Genomic DNA, 15,633 nt, shown 5'->3' with positions numbered 1-15,633 from the left:
TTAAATCATTCATGCAAAAATGTAAATTATTTTGCACTAATTCTTACTCGCATAGCCTGGTGAGATACATCCATACATCTTAATCCATTCACCATTATGGCAAAGCATCCATATTCAGTCCATATTTTGTGCTAGAAAGAATTATTCTATCAACAATGCTCCGTTCAGGACTTATCTATTATGACAAAATATAAAATGTTTCCATTTCTCCCTTCTAAAATCATTTCACGTATAGAATGAAAGAGACATGCATAGGTCCGTTATAAAAAAACAGCACTCTTTCACCCGATTTAAGGAAGAGTGCTGCAAGAACGTTTATTGGTTTCAAAAATCAACTTCTCAAAAAGCATTGGAGTTCCGCTGAAAATCTTGGAAAATGATTCAAACTTACACCAACAGCTGAATCTGATTTCCTGAAGGATCTTTTGTCATGTATATATCGTTTTCTTCTGTCACGGAAGCATCGATTTTCCGCAACCGGTCGATGATTTGATTTCGAGCTTCATCGCTCGGGAGGACAAGAGAAAACTTTTTCAATCCGACGCTATTTTCTGAAGGCGCAGGTATTCCCACCCCGTTCCAAGTATTTAATCCAATATGATGATGATAGCCGCCTGTCGAGATAAATAACGCCTGTCGACCATATCGGCTTACAATATCAAATCCAAGCCCTTCACGATAAAATTGCTCCGTTTTTTGCAATTCGGAAACGTGCAAATGAATATGTCCAATAACTGTATCGGAAGGAAGTCCTTTCCACGATCCATCTCTTCCTTCTGCAAGCAAATTTTCTACATCCAGCGGCTCTGTTGACATGACCACTTCCCCATTGTTCCAATTCCATGTAGATGATGGACGATCTGCATAAATCTCAATTCCGTTTCCGTCAGGATCCGCTAAATAGAGCGCTTCACTTACAAGGTGATCCGATCCCCCTTGCAATGGATAGCGAATTTGAATAAAATGCAGCAATACTTTCGCCAAGTCCGAACGTGTAGGCAGTAGGATGGCAAAATGGTACAAACCGGTTCTATGCGGCTGTTTCGGTATCACATTTTCCGGTTGCTCAATGGTTACCAGAGGCGTTTTTCCATCCGCTGTAAGGACCGCCTTCTTTTTTGATTGTTCCAGTATTTGAAAACCTATCACGTTTTGGTAAAACGCAAGAGAACGTTCTAAATTGGCCACTTTTAAGTCCACTTGTCCCACAAACGTATGGGGCGGGATGAAATTCCATATTAATTCCCTCTCTTTGAATAAATAATGAAATTCATTTACTTACCTTCAGTTGTAAAAAAGTAGTTTTCAAAATTTATATAGTTACTTTACGTAAGTAATTTTATTATTGTAATTAAAAACTGTAAAGTAACAATCTTGATCATGAAAAATATATTTGAAAATACATGAATGAGGTGGTCATTCGTGCCTTGCCGTTATAATAGTATGTTTTTATTCTTTTAAAGCCAAAACAGACAACGTTCAAAAATGATTCCATTCAACCTGCTTCCATTTTCCGATTGTTAATGTTGCTGCTATGTTTTCCTCATTGTTCAATTCAGCCAAACATTTCTCATTTGCTTATTGTCCACAAAGCTGCTCCATTTCGCATCATCATCTTTTTCAAAATTCGCACAAAATATCAGAATACATGGTTTTTAGATATCAAAACATTTCTTGATACCATTTAGCAGCGGCTTGAATTTCATCCAATGTTAATTGATGGCCTTTATTCTCCCAGTGAATGTCAACTTTCGCATGTGCTTGTTCTAATAAAAGTTGAAGTTCCGATGATTCCTGCGGAGAACAGATGGGATCATTTGTGCCCGCTGCGATGAATACCTTTGTCTCTGACAGATGCGGCAAATCAATCCCTCTTCTTGGAACCATCGGATGAAAGAGAATGGCTCCTTTCAACGCATCTTGATAATGAAACAGTAAGCTTCCGGCGATATTAGCTCCGTTGGAATATCCAATAGCCACTATATTTTTTCGATCGAATGAATACTTCTTTGATGCTTCGTCTAGAAACTCATATAATTCTTTCGTACGGAACACAAGATCTTTTTCATCGAATACGCCTTCCGCCAATCTTCTAAAGAAACGAGGCATTCCGTTTTCCAGCACATTTCCGCGTACACTTAAAACGGAAGCATCCGGGTCGATCATACCGGCCAGAGGCAATAGGTCCGATTCATTGCCCCCTGTTCCATGAAGCAAAAGAAAAGTGGGCTTCGCCGGATCGCGGCCTTGTTGAAATAGATGTCTCATGATTTTTCTCCTTTCATACCTCATAACAAGGAAGACGGCTCATTCAATTTCCGATTTTCTTATGGATTGGATCAATGATCGAATCCCAATCATCTAGTCCTGCTTTTAAAAAGAAATTTTTACTTCTGAGTTTTGTCCAATTCTCTTACTTGAATAGACGGCAAAATTTGTTCCAATTTGCTTCTGTACGGTTCATACCACTCAGGCAGCATTAAATTTTCTCCTAATTTTTCCGGTTCTTCATCAATGGCAAATCCCGGTGGGTCTGTGGCCATTTCAAATAAAATTTTCCCATATTCTCTGAAGTAAATAGAGTGAAAATAATTTCTGTCCTGTACAGGCGTTACTGGATATCCGTGTTTTTCGATGCGTTCTTTCCAATCCAACTGATCCTCGTCATTCTCTGTACGCCAAGCGATATGATGGACCGTTCCGACCCCTACTTGACCGCGGCCGGTTGGAGATGTTTTCAAATCAACCACATTCCCAATGTCGCTTGTCGACCGAAAACGGATATATTCTCCTTCCTCTCCTGCTTGTTCAAGCCCCAGTACGTTTTCGAGCAATTCAGCTGTTTTTTCAGGATCGGCAGAGAAAAGAACGGCTCCTCCAAAACCTTTAATGGCGACATCAGAGGTCACGCCGCCAAAACTCCATTGGCTGTTGTCTCCTTCTTTTCTCTCCACCAATTCTATTTCCAACCCATGAGGATCGCTCAAACGTAAATATTGTTCGCCAAATCGTTCTAGTTTGGAAAATGGAACGTGGAATTTCTCGAGCCTTTGTTCCCAAAACAGCATAGCGCCTTTTGGAACAACATATGTTGTCACTCCCACTTGTCCGTCGCCGATTTTCCCTCTGCGCCCATCTGGCCATGGGAAAAAGGTGATAATCGTGCCCGGTTTTCCGGCTTCATTGCCAAAATAAAAGTGGTAAGTGCCCGGATCATCGAAATTAATCGTTTTCTTCACCAATCGCAATCCCAGCACACCAGCATAAAAGTCGACATTTTCCTGCGGATTCCCCACAATGGCTGTGATGTGATGGATCCCTTTTGTTTTCTTCCCCATCATTCTTCTCTCCTTGAATAGATTGATTCCTTTCCTGATGAAGCAAGTATGGATCATTTTCTAAAAATACAAGTATCTTCCTCGCTTTTGCATGTTAAAAAAGAAGGGGCAAATTTTCTATAATGGATTCTATAATGGCTGATTCACTCTATTGCCCCTCCATACTCATTTACTTTAAATTCTCTTTTGATTCCCTCACATTTTGGACAAAATCGTTTTAGAAAAGAACGGCATCCAAAGCATATTGGCCAGGACCTGTAAGAGCAACCCCAATGGCAACTGCAATTAATATAAGATTCAATTCATAACCATTTTGTGTCGCCCAAAATCCATTCGGTCCGTGAACTTTTGCAATCGCAACGATCATGGTCGCAGCGATCATGATTCCCGCAAGAGGTGTTAGTAATCCTAGAGCGAATAACAATCCCCCTGCAAATTCTGCTAAACCGGCCAGAAAAGCCATCGTTGCACCTGGTTTAATGCCAATCGATTCCATCCATTGACCGGTGCCCTTTATTCCATAGCCTCCAAACCAGCCGAACAATTTTTGAGCTCCATGGCCGACAAACGATAATCCAATCACTAAACGAATAATTAACAAACCAATACTCATCATCATTTTCTCCTCCTTTAAAATTTATTTTGATCTATATTGAAGGGGCCCATTCTCGCCCCGTGCTTAGGGTGCGCTTTCCTTATTCATACTAAGGAAACGTTCCACTATTCCATCCTGTCTAAAAACCAACAGACATCATCATCTTGTTATTTCCACCCCCCTTATATTCGTTTTCTTCCACCTCATTATCTTAAATCCAAGTATCTTGAATTTGAGATAATAGTAACGCACATCCAATCTTTTGTCAACTCTTATGTTGTAGATTGGAAAATTTTATTGAATGGTATTTTTTGTTCAATCCGCAAAAGGAAAGAACAAAATAAAAATGAGCGTGATGGCAGGATCAAATAAAGCATTTATCGTATAGTGAAAAAATTATGAGATCGATCAAAACCTCCATAAAACATTGGTTTCCTTTGAATTTTATTTTGATTGTTCACATAGTATTCGAATAAAAGCTGTTTCTTCCTGCCGAATCAACACCCAAATAACAGGAATTTTTCTTTTTATGCTAAAAAAGGTTGTGCCCTATAGTGGACACAACCTTTTGGATCCGGCAAGCTCTTCCTGACATCGGTTGAACTCTTTTTTTTCCATTAATCCAATTCTGCTAATTTCGCTTTTAAATATTCGATTGACGTTCTTGCATACCAATCAGGTTCTGATTGTCTCGTATGAAATCCTACTTCCATTGACAAATAACCGTCATAATGAATATCTTTTAACGCTTTTAATAAAGATGGAAAATCGCCTCTTCCTTGTCCGGGCGGAAGTCGGTCATGATCAGAAATGTGGACGTGGTGAAGGTATTCTCCCATTCGATAAGCATAATCGCTTGGCACTTCATTTCTGTATAAAGCATGGAAAGTGTCAAACATTACTTTTACATTGGATAAGCCTGTTTGTTCCCTTAAAAGCAAGGCATCATCGGCTGTTTCAATTAAATTGCTGTCCGCAGGAGTAGGTTCTACTACCATCGTCACCCCATGTTTTTTGGCGAAATTGGCTACATCTATTAAACCTTGCAAACTATAATTCCACGCATCTTGTTGAGAAGTGCCATGGACAACCCAGCCGGCAACCCAGATAACGGTTGGACATTCCCATTCAGAAGCTAGCCGTACCACTTCTTTGTAATGGTTGATGGTAAACTTTCTTTCTTCCGCCAGAGGAGAACTCGGATTCATCCCCGGCCCGCCGCCTGGAGCGGGCAACATTGCTGATACTTTTAAGTTCTTTTCTTTTAATAATTTTAAAATCTCTCGTCTTCTTTCATTTGATAAATAGTCCGGCCACGCATGCGGACTGGCGCATCCTATTTCAATCGCATCATAGCCAAATGACGAAATTCGTTTAATCACTTCTTCTAACGGATAAGAAGGAACCCAAGTTGGAAAACTGCTGTAAACCCAAGTATTAAAAGATATACCCTTCATCTTGTACATCCCCTTTTCAAAATTCATTCCCAAACAAATACCGCTTTTTCCGTTTTGCGCTCATCAAACAGCCGAAAAGCTGTTTCAGCCTCTTCCAACTTAAATCGATGAGTGACCAATTTTTCGACGGGCAATTTTTTTCGGATGATAAATTGCGCAATTTCCTCATATTCATGAATGGGGAAATACCAAGAACCTATAACTGTTATTTGTTTACGAATGAACTGATCACTTGGCTTAATCGTTGTGCTTTTGCTCTCGCCAATCCATGCGACTCGTCCGTGAGGGCGGACACAATCCAACGCATTATTTTCAGCTTGCGCGTTTCCGGAACAATCAATGGCAGCATCTGCGCCACGGCCATTTGTAATCCGAAAGATTTCTTCCAGTACATTGACCTTTTTACCATTAACGATATAATCCGCTCCAAGCTCTTTTGCAACTTGCAGCCGTTCATCCAGCATATCTACGGCAATGACCGTTGCCCCCAATCCTTTGGCGATCATGACACCCGCACCGCCCATTGGCCCTAAACCAAAAATCACTAAGACATCTCTTCCGGAGATCCCCAGCCTCTTTTGTGCATGGTATAATGTGCCAATGGCATCAGTAGAGACGGCAGCAGCAACAAAACTCATTTCATCGGGAATTTTCATACAATTTTCAGCCGGAGCCACCATGTAGTCAGCATCTCCGCCATGAGCGTCAAATCCAATGCATTGAAATTCTTTACAAAACATTTTATAACCGCTTTTACAATATGAACATTCTCCACAGCCCAATGCTAAATAAACAGCCACCTGGTCTCCGGGATAGTAGGAATGTACACCTTCTCCTACTTGAACAATTTCTCCTGCCGGTTCATGTCCCGGAATAATGGACCCTGTTTTCGCCTTTTCTCCGCCGACAACAGGGTCGCCGTAATATAAGCTCATATCGCTTCGGCAAATGGCTGACGCTTTCATTTTGATTAACACTTCACCTGGTCCTGGAGTCGGAATGGGATATTCTCGCACTTCCACCTTTTTATCTCCAGGAAATATAACCGCTTTCATTTTCGTGATCCACTCCCCTGTAATCATTATGCAGCAGGCCCCAAGAGACAATCATATAAGATCAATCGTTTTCGAAAATTTCATAGAAATTAAGCCCACCACATTTCTTCTACCGGCTCTTTGAAGAGCGCTCCTTTTAATAAAGAAATCGCCTTGCCTAAGCCTTCATCTATGGAAGCAAGCATATCCTCGTGTTCAATGGAAACCACATAATCATACCCAACGGCGCTAAGAGCGCTGAGCATATCTTTCCATGCCTTTTCATCCATACCGTATCCAACGGATCTAAATGTCCAGGAGCGATTCAAAATATCGCTGTAATGTTTTGTATCCAATACGCCATTGACACGAATATTCGCTTCATCCAGATAAATATCTTTTGCATGGAAATGAAAAATGGCATTTTCTTTTCCTAATTTTTTAATCGCCTCAACGGGATGAATCCCTTGCCAAACGAGATGGCTTGGATCAAAGTTGGCACCGATGGCAGGTCCGACATGTTCCCTTAATTTTAGTAAAGTTTCCGGATTGTAAACAACAAAACCAGGATGCATTTCAAAGGCAATCTTCTTAATTCCGTGTGACTCCGCAAACTTGGATTCTTCTTTCCAATAAGGAATAACGACTTGGTTCCATTGCCAATCTAGAATTTCTAAATATTCCGGCGGCCAGGAACAAGTGACCCAGTTTGGAAACTTCGCATTTTCGTGATCGCCCGGACATCCGGCAAATCCATTGATCACGGGCACTTCTAGACGTTCTGCCAACAGAACCGTTTTCCTCCAAACCTCATGAGCTTCTTTTGCAGCCTTTTTATTCGGGTGAAGGGGATTTCCATGACAGCTTAATCCGCTGATGGTTAACCCTCTGCTTTCGATCGCATGTAAAAAAGATCTGATTTTTTCAGGATTATTGAGCAGCTCGTCCGGATCGCAATGGCTGTTTCCCGGATAATTGCCTGTTCCCAGCTCAACCGCCTCTACCCCCATCTCGCACAGCTTATCTAACATCTCTTCAAACGGAAGATTTTGATAAAGAACGGTAAATACGCCTAGTTTCATGAATGTACCTCCTAATCTGCCTTCACTTTCACCCATTTTTGTTGTTCATGACTTTCTAAAATGGCATCCGTAATACACATCGATACATGACCATCTTCAAATGTGGCAAAATTTGCTTTATCTCTCAGCGGGTCTTTGCCTTCTTGAATAAAGGTATAAAAATGGAGCATCATATTTTTTAAAGAGTCCGGCCAACCTTCATTGTGTCCCCCAGGATGATGAATATATGATCTTGCTTTCGGCGTGAATAAAGCAGGATCCGCTAAGAGAATTTCATTCGGCCTGTCCCGATGCCCAATCCATAATTTCTCAGGTTCTTCTTGATTCCAATAGGCCGATTTTTGGCTGCCATCAATTTCAAAACTGAGCCTGTTTTTTCTTCCGGCGCTTACTTGTGAAACCGTGAAAACACCTCTTGCTCCATCTTCAAAACGTACAAGGACAGAAGCATAATCTTCTGTTTGTATCGGAACATCTTCGGATGCTTCCTGTCCTTTTTGTGTTCCAAACGTCGTGACATGGGATGATGGTTTTTTCCTAATCGGTATCACCGTGGCCAAATCAGCAAATACTTCCACAATTTTTTTGCCGGTTATTCTAATTTTCATTTTTTTCCACTACAGATTTTTTATCATTCAAGAATTAAAATAAAACTACTTTTCTGTGGTTTGGCAGCTTGGCCTTTTCCTTAGAAGAAAATGAAATTGATCTCCAAAAGAAAGGTAGGATCCTATTGATTAAACTAGTCTTAATGGATTTAGATAATACATTATTGCCCTTTCAATCGTATTGGGAAGAAGCAAATAAGGATGTTTTCCACTCTTCTCATTTAACGAAAAACCTTGATTATCATAAATTTCTCTCTTTATTTAAAAGATATGATAAAGAATTATGGAACCTCCATTCCCAAAATGTCATATCTTTAGATGAATTGCGTCAACAAAGATTAATAAAAACGTTAAACGATTTTCAAATTGATATTACGGTTGAAGAATCTCAGCAGTATTTTCAAGAGTTTTTTCAGAATTTATTAGATAGGATCACTCCAGACTTTACGCTACATCATCTGTTGACGTCCATAAAAAGCCATTATGAACTTGCGATTTTAACAAACGGGAAAAAATCAGAGCAAAAAGAAAAAATAAAGAGAATGGGACTGGATCAAATCATTAAACCTACCCATATTTTTATTTCAGAGGAGATCGGTTTTGAAAAACCCAATCCTAAAGCATTTTATTATGTTTTAGATAAATTAAATAAGAATCGTGAAGAGGCTATCTACGTTGGAGATTCTTGGTTAAATGATATAGAAGGTTCGGTGAAAGCCGGTCTTAAAGCTGTATGGATCCATCCTTCTTCCACTTTGCCAGACCCTTCTTATCATTCAAAAGTGTATATATGCCCGTCTATTTTAGAACTGGAAGAAGTTTTACAAACGATCCAGATCCCAAACTAAACTCAACAAAGTGACAATGTCTAAAGCTCTTTATCGGACAATTGGATGAGATGATGTTCTAAATTTAGCAGGACTAAAAAAGAAAACCATATTCTTATCGAAAGAATATGGTTTTCTCAGAGTGTAGACAAAAGGCATCCGAATGTGCGCTTTCGGATGCCTTTTGTCACTTTTATGCTTTCAAATGTTTGGAATAGACCCCTCCAGGGGTCTATTTTATGTTATTGCTGGACTTTTCCATGTCCAGCAAGCCATCTTTTTCAAATTCATTGCAGCAAAAGTTAGCATCGCCTGCATGGACAATTTTTTTAGACCTCTTAAGGTTGTCCAACGCATACCATGCTTTTCCTTTGCATCAGCAAAAACACGTTCAATGGTTTCTTTCCGTCTTGCATAAATGCTCTTATTCTCTTGTGTATGCCGAAGATGATCAGCTTCCTCTAAATAAAATTCCCATACATGTCGCTGAATCAGTTTTTTATGCTCCTTACTTTGGGTGCACTTCGAAAGGAATGGACAATCTTTACACTGGACTGGATCAGAAAAATATTGACGATAGCCTTCCTTCGTCGTAGTTGCATATTTTAACACTTGTCCTTGCGGACAAAGATAACAATCGTAGTATTCATCGTAAACATACTCATGTTTTTTGAAATAACCATCCTTTGTACGAGGGCGAGTATAAGGTAAAGCAGGGGTCATATCATTTTCAAATATGTATTGGGCAACGGCGGGAGTTTTATATCCAGCGTCAGCAGCAACTACAACCGGTTTTCCATGTTTTTCTATGACTTTTTCAAGAAGTGGCTCCAATACGGAACTGTCATGAATATTCCCTGGCGTTACAATAGCCCCCAAAACAAAGCCATTTCGATCCGCAGCAGCATGGAATGAGTAAGCAAACTGTTTTGTTCGCTCGTCTTTTACGTAGTAACCACTTTCCGGATCAGTGGTACTTTCTTTTATTTCTTTATATTCTTCTTTCCCAAATTTATCTGGAGGAAATGGCTTTTTTCCATGTGCTTCTCGATCAGCATTTATCTCATCTTGTAGACGTGCTTGATAGGCTTTCGTTTCTTTTCGAACCACTTTCTTCTCAAATTTATGCTTATTCGCACTCGCTTTGACATGAGTAGAATCAATAAAGACATGCTCACTGCTTATCAGCTTCTTATCTGCAGCTTCTTTCAAAATGCGATAGAATATCTGTTCAAATAAGTCTGTATCCTTAAAGCGTCGCTCGTAGTTTTTCCCAAACGTTGAAAAGTGAGGTACCTTATCATAAAAACCAAATCCAAGAAACCAACGGTAAGCCAGATTCGTTTCGATTTCCTCTATAGTTTTTCGCATGGAACGAATACCGAAGGTATATTGGATGAAAGCCATTTTAATCAATACAACTGGATCAATACTTGGTCGACCTCTTTCCGATGAATACATGTCTTGAACAAGCGAATAGATAAATGAAAAATCAATAGCAGCGTCGATTTTACGAACCAAATGATCTGCAGGTACAAGTTGGTCTAAAGCTATCATTTCTATTTGATCACGATTCATCTGTGTATTTTTTGTTAGCACTTCATCCACCTCAATTCATTACGGTATCTTAATTATACAAAAAAACGCTTCTTTCTCCTTATTAGAAAGTTCGAAAAAAGTTTATGTTCTTTTAGTACAATCTTTTCTAAGAAATATATGTATATACAGCAAGTGCAAAAAAAGGAGCTCTTACATGATCATTAAATATTATTCTTTTACCATTAAATAAAGAAAGTATGGAACTCCAATGATCGACACAACGATTCCAACCGGTATCTCTGCGGGTGCTACAATATTTCTTGCGATCGTATCGGATATTAACAAAAGGAGCGTCCCTACTAAGGCTGACACGGGCAATAACAACTTATGTTTCGGACCTACTAATTTTCTGGCAATATGCGGAGAAATCAGACCTAAAAAAGAGATCGTTCCTGCGACAGAAGTAGCGACTCCGGCCAATGCAACCGCAAAAAGAATCAGTATCCGTCGTGCTTTTTCCACTTGAACGCCTAATCCGATGGACAAGTGATCGCCTAAAAGGAAAACATCTAAAAATCTTGCCTTATAAATTGCGAAAAACAGAAAGACTATGATCCATGGTAATATGGTGATGACATATATCCAACTAGTCCCCCATATGCTGCCTGAAATCCAAACCATTACTCTATTAAATTCCTGTGTGGTAAATCGAAGTTGAAAGATAATCATGAGAGCTTGAAAAGCAGAGTTTATTCCGATCCCGATTAAAATCAATCTTGTAGGATTGATCCCTTTTTTCCAGGCAAACAAGTAGATGAGCACGGCCCCCAATATCGATCCAAAGAAAGCTACAACAGGCATCGTCCATATAGTTAAATTACTTACCCCGTCGTAAACATTCCCGTTCATAAAATATATGTACATCACGACAGCTAACGCCGCTCCCGAACTAATTCCCATGATGCCAGGATCCGCTAAATCGTTTTTGGTGATGCTTTGAAGAATGGCGCCAGATACGGCTAAAGCGGTACCTACCAGTATCGCCATCACAATTCTGGGGAGTCTCATACTAAAGAGAACGATTTCTTGTTTTCTAGTACCTTGTCCAAGAAAGGTTTGAACGACTTCCCATGGTTTGATCGAAAAAGAGCCTAATTGTAAACTAATCAGAATCGTGAATAGAATAAGAATTATAAAAACCGTTGTAATCCAAATCACTCTTTTCCGTTTACCATATGTGATCATGACACTCTAGCACCCTTTCTTACAAGATACAGAAAAAACGGCACTCCTAATAGAGCTGTTATGGAACCTACGGGAGTTTCGTAAGGCTGATTGATCATTCTTGCGATGATATCGCTAAACACTAGCAAAGTAGCCCCCAACACAAATGAACAAGGAATAATCAATCGATAATCCGGCCCAACCAAACTTCTTACTATCTGAGGCACTATAAGCCCTACAAAAGCAATATTTCCCGCCACTGCTACGGAACTACCACTTAACAAAATAACGATGATGATTCCCATTATTCTTACAGTATTTGTCTTTTTCCCTAGACCAATCGCAACTTCTTCCCCTAAGCTTAAGATGGTAATGCTCGGTGAAAGGATGATGGCCGCAATGACTCCCCAAATCCCTGCGAAAAAGAGCAACTGGACCCCTTCCCATTTTGCCGTTGTCAATCCACCTACAATCCAAAAACTCAATTGCTGTGATAAATTGTGGTACATGGCAATGGCCACCGCCACTGATATAAACAAAGTCCCGAGCGCTGTTCCGGCTAAAGCCAGCTTGGCGGGATCCACACCATTTTTCGACCTGGAGCTGAGAAAATATACTAGTAATCCACTCAAACTTGCACCTATAAACGCAATAAACATAAAGCCTGCGCCACCTATTTTCGCTTGCATTGCAAAAGCAATGGATATAGTGAGAGTGGCGCCTTGAGTGATGCCTAAAACGGAGGGTTCTGCAATCGGATTCCTTGTCATTCCTTGCATAACGGCGCCTGATACGGCCAGGAATGCTCCAACCAGAGCCGCTGCGACTGCTCTAGGCAATCTCACATCTCTCACAATTTGAGAGTCTAAAGCATGTTTTCTCGTAAAGATACTGTTCATGACGGTCGAAAAACTGATGTCTTTCGCTCCTAGAGAGATGGAAAGTCCAATACCAAAAACCAACAGTATCAACCCAACTATCAAGAGAGAAATCGTCATGATGACTCGCCGAGACGTCAATTTTTGATGATATACTTGTGATATTTCATCCATTGTGTATTTGCTCCTCCTGAAAAAGCAATACGGGCTGACAAAAGGTAGGACTATTCCTTTCGTCAACCCTGCTTACTATCCTATTTCTTTGTTACTTTTTCTTTTATGTCATCTAGCAGAAGTTCTTTTCCGATTGGTTGATAACATTGAGTAAAGTAAGGGGAGCTATTAAGGAATGTTACATTCCCTTCTTTCACAGCTCTCATCGATTTCCACACAGGATTGCTTTCTAAATTTTTCTTATCTGCATCGGTGGCAATCATAATGATGTGATCGGCATCAATTTTGGATAATCCTTCAATCGTCACTACAGGCAATGTAATTCCTTTTTGTTTTGGCAGATTAGCTGGTTTTTTCAACTTCATATCATCATAAAGAATGGACCCCACACCGGCATCGGCTAATACAAAGAATTGGCCGCCGCTCGCTAATACGGATAAATACGTTTGATCCCCGTTTTTAGCTGCAATTTCTTTTCCATCTTCTTTCGCCTTTTGGTCATAAGCGCTCAGCCATTTTTTGGCATCTTTTTCTTGACCAAATAACTTGGCGACATCCATCATTCTGGCTCTCCAATCATTTCCATAATCCTTCATTACAACAACGGGTGCAATCTTTTTCAATTGATCATAAATTTTTTCTTGTCTTTCGCTCATGATAATCAAATCAGGATTCGTATCCAATATCGCTTCTACATCCATCGTATCGTTCATGTTATAGCCTACAATTTTTGCATTCTTCATTTTATCTTTCAGATAGCTTGGGAACTCTTTTATGTTATAGGCATCACTGTTGGCGGTCGCCACCGGCGTATGACCTAAGATGAGCAAGTCTTCGCTGGCACCGGAAATATCCGCAATGCGTTTCGGATTCGCCGGAATTTTCACATCGCCTTTGAGCGTGCTGACCACTCTAGTTTTATTATCCTCTTTGGCTTCTTCTTTTTTATTAGAGCACCCAGAAAATATAGTAAGTGTTAAAAATAATGCGACGATAAGCGCTAAAGACATTTTGTTCTTCATGGTGTTTCCTCCTATACATTTCTTAAAATGACTAATTGATGCTGTTATATAAATGGGCTTTTTGAACATTTGCTAGAGTTTTGTATCGACGGAAAGTGAAAGAGAATGAACCCACTCCTGTAACGCTCTTCTTGGTTTTGCTTTCGGTATTTTCTCTTCATCTATGTATCCTAAATGAACAGAACCTATGATTTTTTTAGAAGATGGGATCCCTAACTCTTTTGCAAATATCGGATCATGAATATAAGGATTAGTCCGCCACACAACCCCTATATTTTTCTCCCAACATAATAATTGAAGGTTTTGAATAAACGCACAAGTAGCTCCTATGGATTCAAAGTCTTTTTGTTCATCTCCAAAGAGATCCGTTGCTACAATTAACGTAATGGGAGTTGATGAAAAATACTGCTCATACGCCTCTCTTATTTTATTCACACGCTCTTCAGAATAAGCAGCCAACACTCCGGTTCTTTCGTAACTATTCATCACACAATTCAAAAAATACTTTTTCTCATCCTCAGTAGATACGATGGTGACAGACCAAGGTTCCACTTTGCTGTGAAAGGGTGCATAAGCAGCCATTTCCAACAAGTGTTCCACTTCTTGCAAAGGAATGGGAATTTCTTTTGTTACTCGAATCGTTCTTCTTGATACAATGACCGATTCGATGGAAGATTCCGGTTTTAGCGTCTCCATAAGCTCCACCTTCTCCTTATATCAGATCCCCGCCGCTTTTCCAATGTCAAGTTGCTCATCTTTCAGCAAATCGTAAGTCAGACACACAGGTCTTTTCGTTCTCGGATCTTGCACAATTTCTGCGTCAATCTGAAAGACCTTCTTTAATATTTCAGTCGTCATCACTTTCTCTGGCTCCCCTTCACATACGATTCGCCCATCGCACATAGCAACCATATAATCGGCAAATCTGGCTGCATGATTCAAATCGTGCAAAACCATGACAACTGTTCGATCTTCTTTTTTATTTAATTCCTTAAGAAGCTCGAGTACTTCCAGTTGATGCGCTAAATCCAAATACGTGGTAGGTTCATCTAGTAAGATGGAGTCCGTTTGTTGGGCAAGTGCCATGGCAATCCAGACACGCTGTCTTTGCCCGCCAGATAAAGCATCGACCGGACGATCTTTAAATGGTAATGTTCCTGTGACAGTTAACGCCCAATGAATGATTTTTTTGTCTTCCGCTGTTATTCTTCCAAAACCGCTTTGATGAGGAAAACGGCCATATGTGACCAGTTCAAAAACCGTCAGCCCTGATGGCGCATCCGGTGCCTGCGGCAAAATAGCCATCTTCTTGGCAATCTCCTTCGTCGATTGTTTATGAATGGCTTTGCCGTCCAAATAAACAGTGCCTTTCTTTGGTTGCATGATGCGCGCCAACGTTTTTAACGTAGTGGATTTTCCACAGCCATTAGGACCTATAATAATGGTCATTTTCCCTTTAGGGATTTTCAAATTCAGATCCTGAACGATTTTCCTTTCCCCATATGAAATATCAAGATTTTCAGTAGCTAAGTAAGGCATTGCGATCCTCCTTTCTTTTAAAATGACCCGATCTCCGCCTGTATTGTTTGGTTTTATCCGCGAAATCGCTTTTATGTCATGAAAACCGCAATTATTATAATGATAATCATTTTCAATTATAAACGTGGAATCGCTAGTGTCAAGATTATTTCTTAAGAAACACAGCTTAGTCCCTTACATCATTTTGTGTAATCCTACAAAAAAAATCAATAAAGCGAAAGCGGAGAAAATCCCTTTTCAGAAAAAGATAAAATACAAAGCCGAAACAGGATATAAGGATATCGAAATATCTGATTTTATTCTTCAAATCAGTTAA

Annotated in this window: 15 protein-coding genes; 1 reads left to right on the top strand and 14 read right to left on the bottom strand. The window is 39.9% G+C overall.

What is annotated here, in order from left to right:
- Window positions 1-387: 387 nt before the first annotated feature.
- The 8 genes from BSM4216_RS05280 to BSM4216_RS05245 all read right to left on the bottom strand — a co-directional run bounded on the left by BSM4216_RS05280 (window position 388) and on the right by BSM4216_RS05245 (window position 8,114).
- Window positions 388-1,188, bottom strand: a complete 801-nt coding sequence (locus BSM4216_RS05280) for a VOC family protein (protein ID WP_244878048.1) — start codon at window positions 1,186-1,188, stop codon at window positions 388-390.
- Window positions 1,189-1,662: 474 nt separating this feature from the next.
- Window positions 1,663-2,268: an alpha/beta hydrolase gene (locus BSM4216_RS05275; RefSeq protein WP_048622991.1), complete on the bottom strand. Its 606-nt coding sequence runs from the start codon at window positions 2,266-2,268 to the stop codon at window positions 1,663-1,665.
- 119 nt (window positions 2,269-2,387) lie between these two features.
- Window positions 2,388-3,338 (bottom strand): ring-cleaving dioxygenase, encoded by a 951-nt coding sequence (locus BSM4216_RS05270; RefSeq protein WP_048622990.1) that lies wholly within the window; start codon window positions 3,336-3,338, stop codon window positions 2,388-2,390.
- A gap of 217 nt (window positions 3,339-3,555) precedes the next feature.
- Entirely contained in the window at window positions 3,556-3,954 is a 399-nt protein-coding gene (locus BSM4216_RS05265; protein ID WP_048622989.1) for a DoxX family protein, read from the bottom strand.
- Window positions 3,955-4,550: 596 nt separating this feature from the next.
- Window positions 4,551-5,390: a sugar phosphate isomerase/epimerase family protein gene (locus tag BSM4216_RS05260; RefSeq protein ID WP_048622988.1), complete on the bottom strand. Its 840-nt coding sequence runs from the start codon at window positions 5,388-5,390 to the stop codon at window positions 4,551-4,553.
- A 23-nt stretch (window positions 5,391-5,413) separates the two neighbouring features.
- Window positions 5,414-6,472: a zinc-dependent alcohol dehydrogenase family protein gene (locus tag BSM4216_RS05255; protein ID WP_244878047.1), complete on the bottom strand. Its 1,059-nt coding sequence runs from the start codon at window positions 6,470-6,472 to the stop codon at window positions 5,414-5,416.
- Window positions 6,473-6,534: 62 nt separating this feature from the next.
- The gene (locus tag BSM4216_RS05250; protein ID WP_048622987.1) at window positions 6,535-7,506 is read right to left on the bottom strand and encodes a sugar phosphate isomerase/epimerase family protein; all 972 of its coding nucleotides are present in this window, start codon (window positions 7,504-7,506) and stop codon (window positions 6,535-6,537) included.
- 11 nt (window positions 7,507-7,517) lie between these two features.
- Window positions 7,518-8,114 (bottom strand): Gfo/Idh/MocA family protein, encoded by a 597-nt coding sequence (locus BSM4216_RS05245; protein ID WP_244878046.1) that lies wholly within the window; start codon window positions 8,112-8,114, stop codon window positions 7,518-7,520.
- A gap of 125 nt (window positions 8,115-8,239) precedes the next feature.
- Here BSM4216_RS05245 and BSM4216_RS05240 point away from each other — a divergent pair, with 125 nt between their 5' ends.
- Window positions 8,240-8,962 (top strand): HAD family hydrolase, encoded by a 723-nt coding sequence (locus BSM4216_RS05240; protein ID WP_048622986.1) that lies wholly within the window; start codon window positions 8,240-8,242, stop codon window positions 8,960-8,962.
- Between the two features lie 216 nt (window positions 8,963-9,178).
- Here the strand turns inward: BSM4216_RS05240 and BSM4216_RS05235 are convergent, their stop codons facing one another.
- From BSM4216_RS05235 to BSM4216_RS05210, 6 genes are all read right to left on the bottom strand, one after another.
- Window positions 9,179-10,540, bottom strand: a complete 1,362-nt coding sequence (locus tag BSM4216_RS05235) for an IS1182 family transposase (RefSeq protein ID WP_048622333.1) — start codon at window positions 10,538-10,540, stop codon at window positions 9,179-9,181.
- A 168-nt stretch (window positions 10,541-10,708) separates the two neighbouring features.
- A complete protein-coding gene (locus tag BSM4216_RS05230) occupies window positions 10,709-11,725 on the bottom strand; it encodes a FecCD family ABC transporter permease (RefSeq protein WP_048622985.1) in 1,017 nt (338 codons plus the stop codon).
- A complete protein-coding gene (locus tag BSM4216_RS05225) occupies window positions 11,722-12,756 on the bottom strand; it encodes a FecCD family ABC transporter permease (RefSeq protein ID WP_048622984.1) in 1,035 nt (344 codons plus the stop codon). Before BSM4216_RS05225 ends, BSM4216_RS05230 begins: the two co-directional genes overlap by 4 nt.
- Before the next feature lie 80 nt (window positions 12,757-12,836).
- Window positions 12,837-13,778, bottom strand: coding sequence for an ABC transporter substrate-binding protein (locus BSM4216_RS05220; RefSeq protein WP_003354245.1), 942 nt, complete (start codon window positions 13,776-13,778; stop codon window positions 12,837-12,839).
- 72 nt (window positions 13,779-13,850) lie between these two features.
- The gene (locus tag BSM4216_RS05215) at window positions 13,851-14,474 is read right to left on the bottom strand and encodes a nitroreductase family protein (RefSeq protein ID WP_048622983.1); all 624 of its coding nucleotides are present in this window, start codon (window positions 14,472-14,474) and stop codon (window positions 13,851-13,853) included.
- 21 nt (window positions 14,475-14,495) lie between these two features.
- On the bottom strand, window positions 14,496-15,317 hold the full coding sequence (locus BSM4216_RS05210; RefSeq protein WP_048622982.1) for an ABC transporter ATP-binding protein: 822 nt from the start codon (window positions 15,315-15,317) through the stop codon (window positions 14,496-14,498).
- Window positions 15,318-15,633 lie beyond the last annotated feature (316 nt).

The sequence above is a fragment of the Bacillus smithii genome, assembly GCF_001050115.1.
GTDB classification, from domain to species: domain Bacteria; phylum Bacillota; class Bacilli; order Bacillales; family DSM-4216; genus Bacillus_O; species Bacillus_O smithii.
Note: the sequence above shows the minus strand (reverse complement) of the source record. Positions and strands in the feature narration are given on the sequence as shown.

What these genes read in the sequence shown, in the direction of transcription:
- BSM4216_RS05275 (WP_048622991.1), bottom strand. Translation starts at nt 2,268, where the DNA reads ATGAGACATCTATTTCAACAAGGCCGCGATCCGGCGAAGCCCACTTTT.
- BSM4216_RS05270 (WP_048622990.1), bottom strand. Translation starts at nt 3,338, where the DNA reads ATGGGGAAGAAAACAAAAGGGATCCATCACATCACAGCCATTGTGGGG.
- BSM4216_RS05265 (WP_048622989.1), bottom strand. Translation starts at nt 3,954, where the DNA reads ATGATGAGTATTGGTTTGTTAATTATTCGTTTAGTGATTGGATTATCG.
- BSM4216_RS05260 (WP_048622988.1), bottom strand. Translation starts at nt 5,390, where the DNA reads ATGAAGGGTATATCTTTTAATACTTGGGTTTACAGCAGTTTTCCAACT.
- BSM4216_RS05255 (WP_244878047.1), bottom strand. Translation starts at nt 6,472, where the DNA reads ATGATTACAGGGGAGTGGATCACGAAAATGAAAGCGGTTATATTTCCT.
- BSM4216_RS05250 (WP_048622987.1), bottom strand. Translation starts at nt 7,506, where the DNA reads ATGAAACTAGGCGTATTTACCGTTCTTTATCAAAATCTTCCGTTTGAA.
- BSM4216_RS05245 (WP_244878046.1), bottom strand. Translation starts at nt 8,114, where the DNA reads ATGAAAATTAGAATAACCGGCAAAAAAATTGTGGAAGTATTTGCTGAT.
- BSM4216_RS05230 (WP_048622985.1), bottom strand. Translation starts at nt 11,725, where the DNA reads ATGATCACATATGGTAAACGGAAAAGAGTGATTTGGATTACAACGGTT.
- BSM4216_RS05225 (WP_048622984.1), bottom strand. Translation starts at nt 12,756, where the DNA reads ATGGATGAAATATCACAAGTATATCATCAAAAATTGACGTCTCGGCGA.
- BSM4216_RS05220 (WP_003354245.1), bottom strand. Translation starts at nt 13,778, where the DNA reads ATGAAGAACAAAATGTCTTTAGCGCTTATCGTCGCATTATTTTTAACA.
- BSM4216_RS05215 (WP_048622983.1), bottom strand. Translation starts at nt 14,474, where the DNA reads ATGGAGACGCTAAAACCGGAATCTTCCATCGAATCGGTCATTGTATCA.
- BSM4216_RS05210 (WP_048622982.1), bottom strand. Translation starts at nt 15,317, where the DNA reads ATGCCTTACTTAGCTACTGAAAATCTTGATATTTCATATGGGGAAAGG.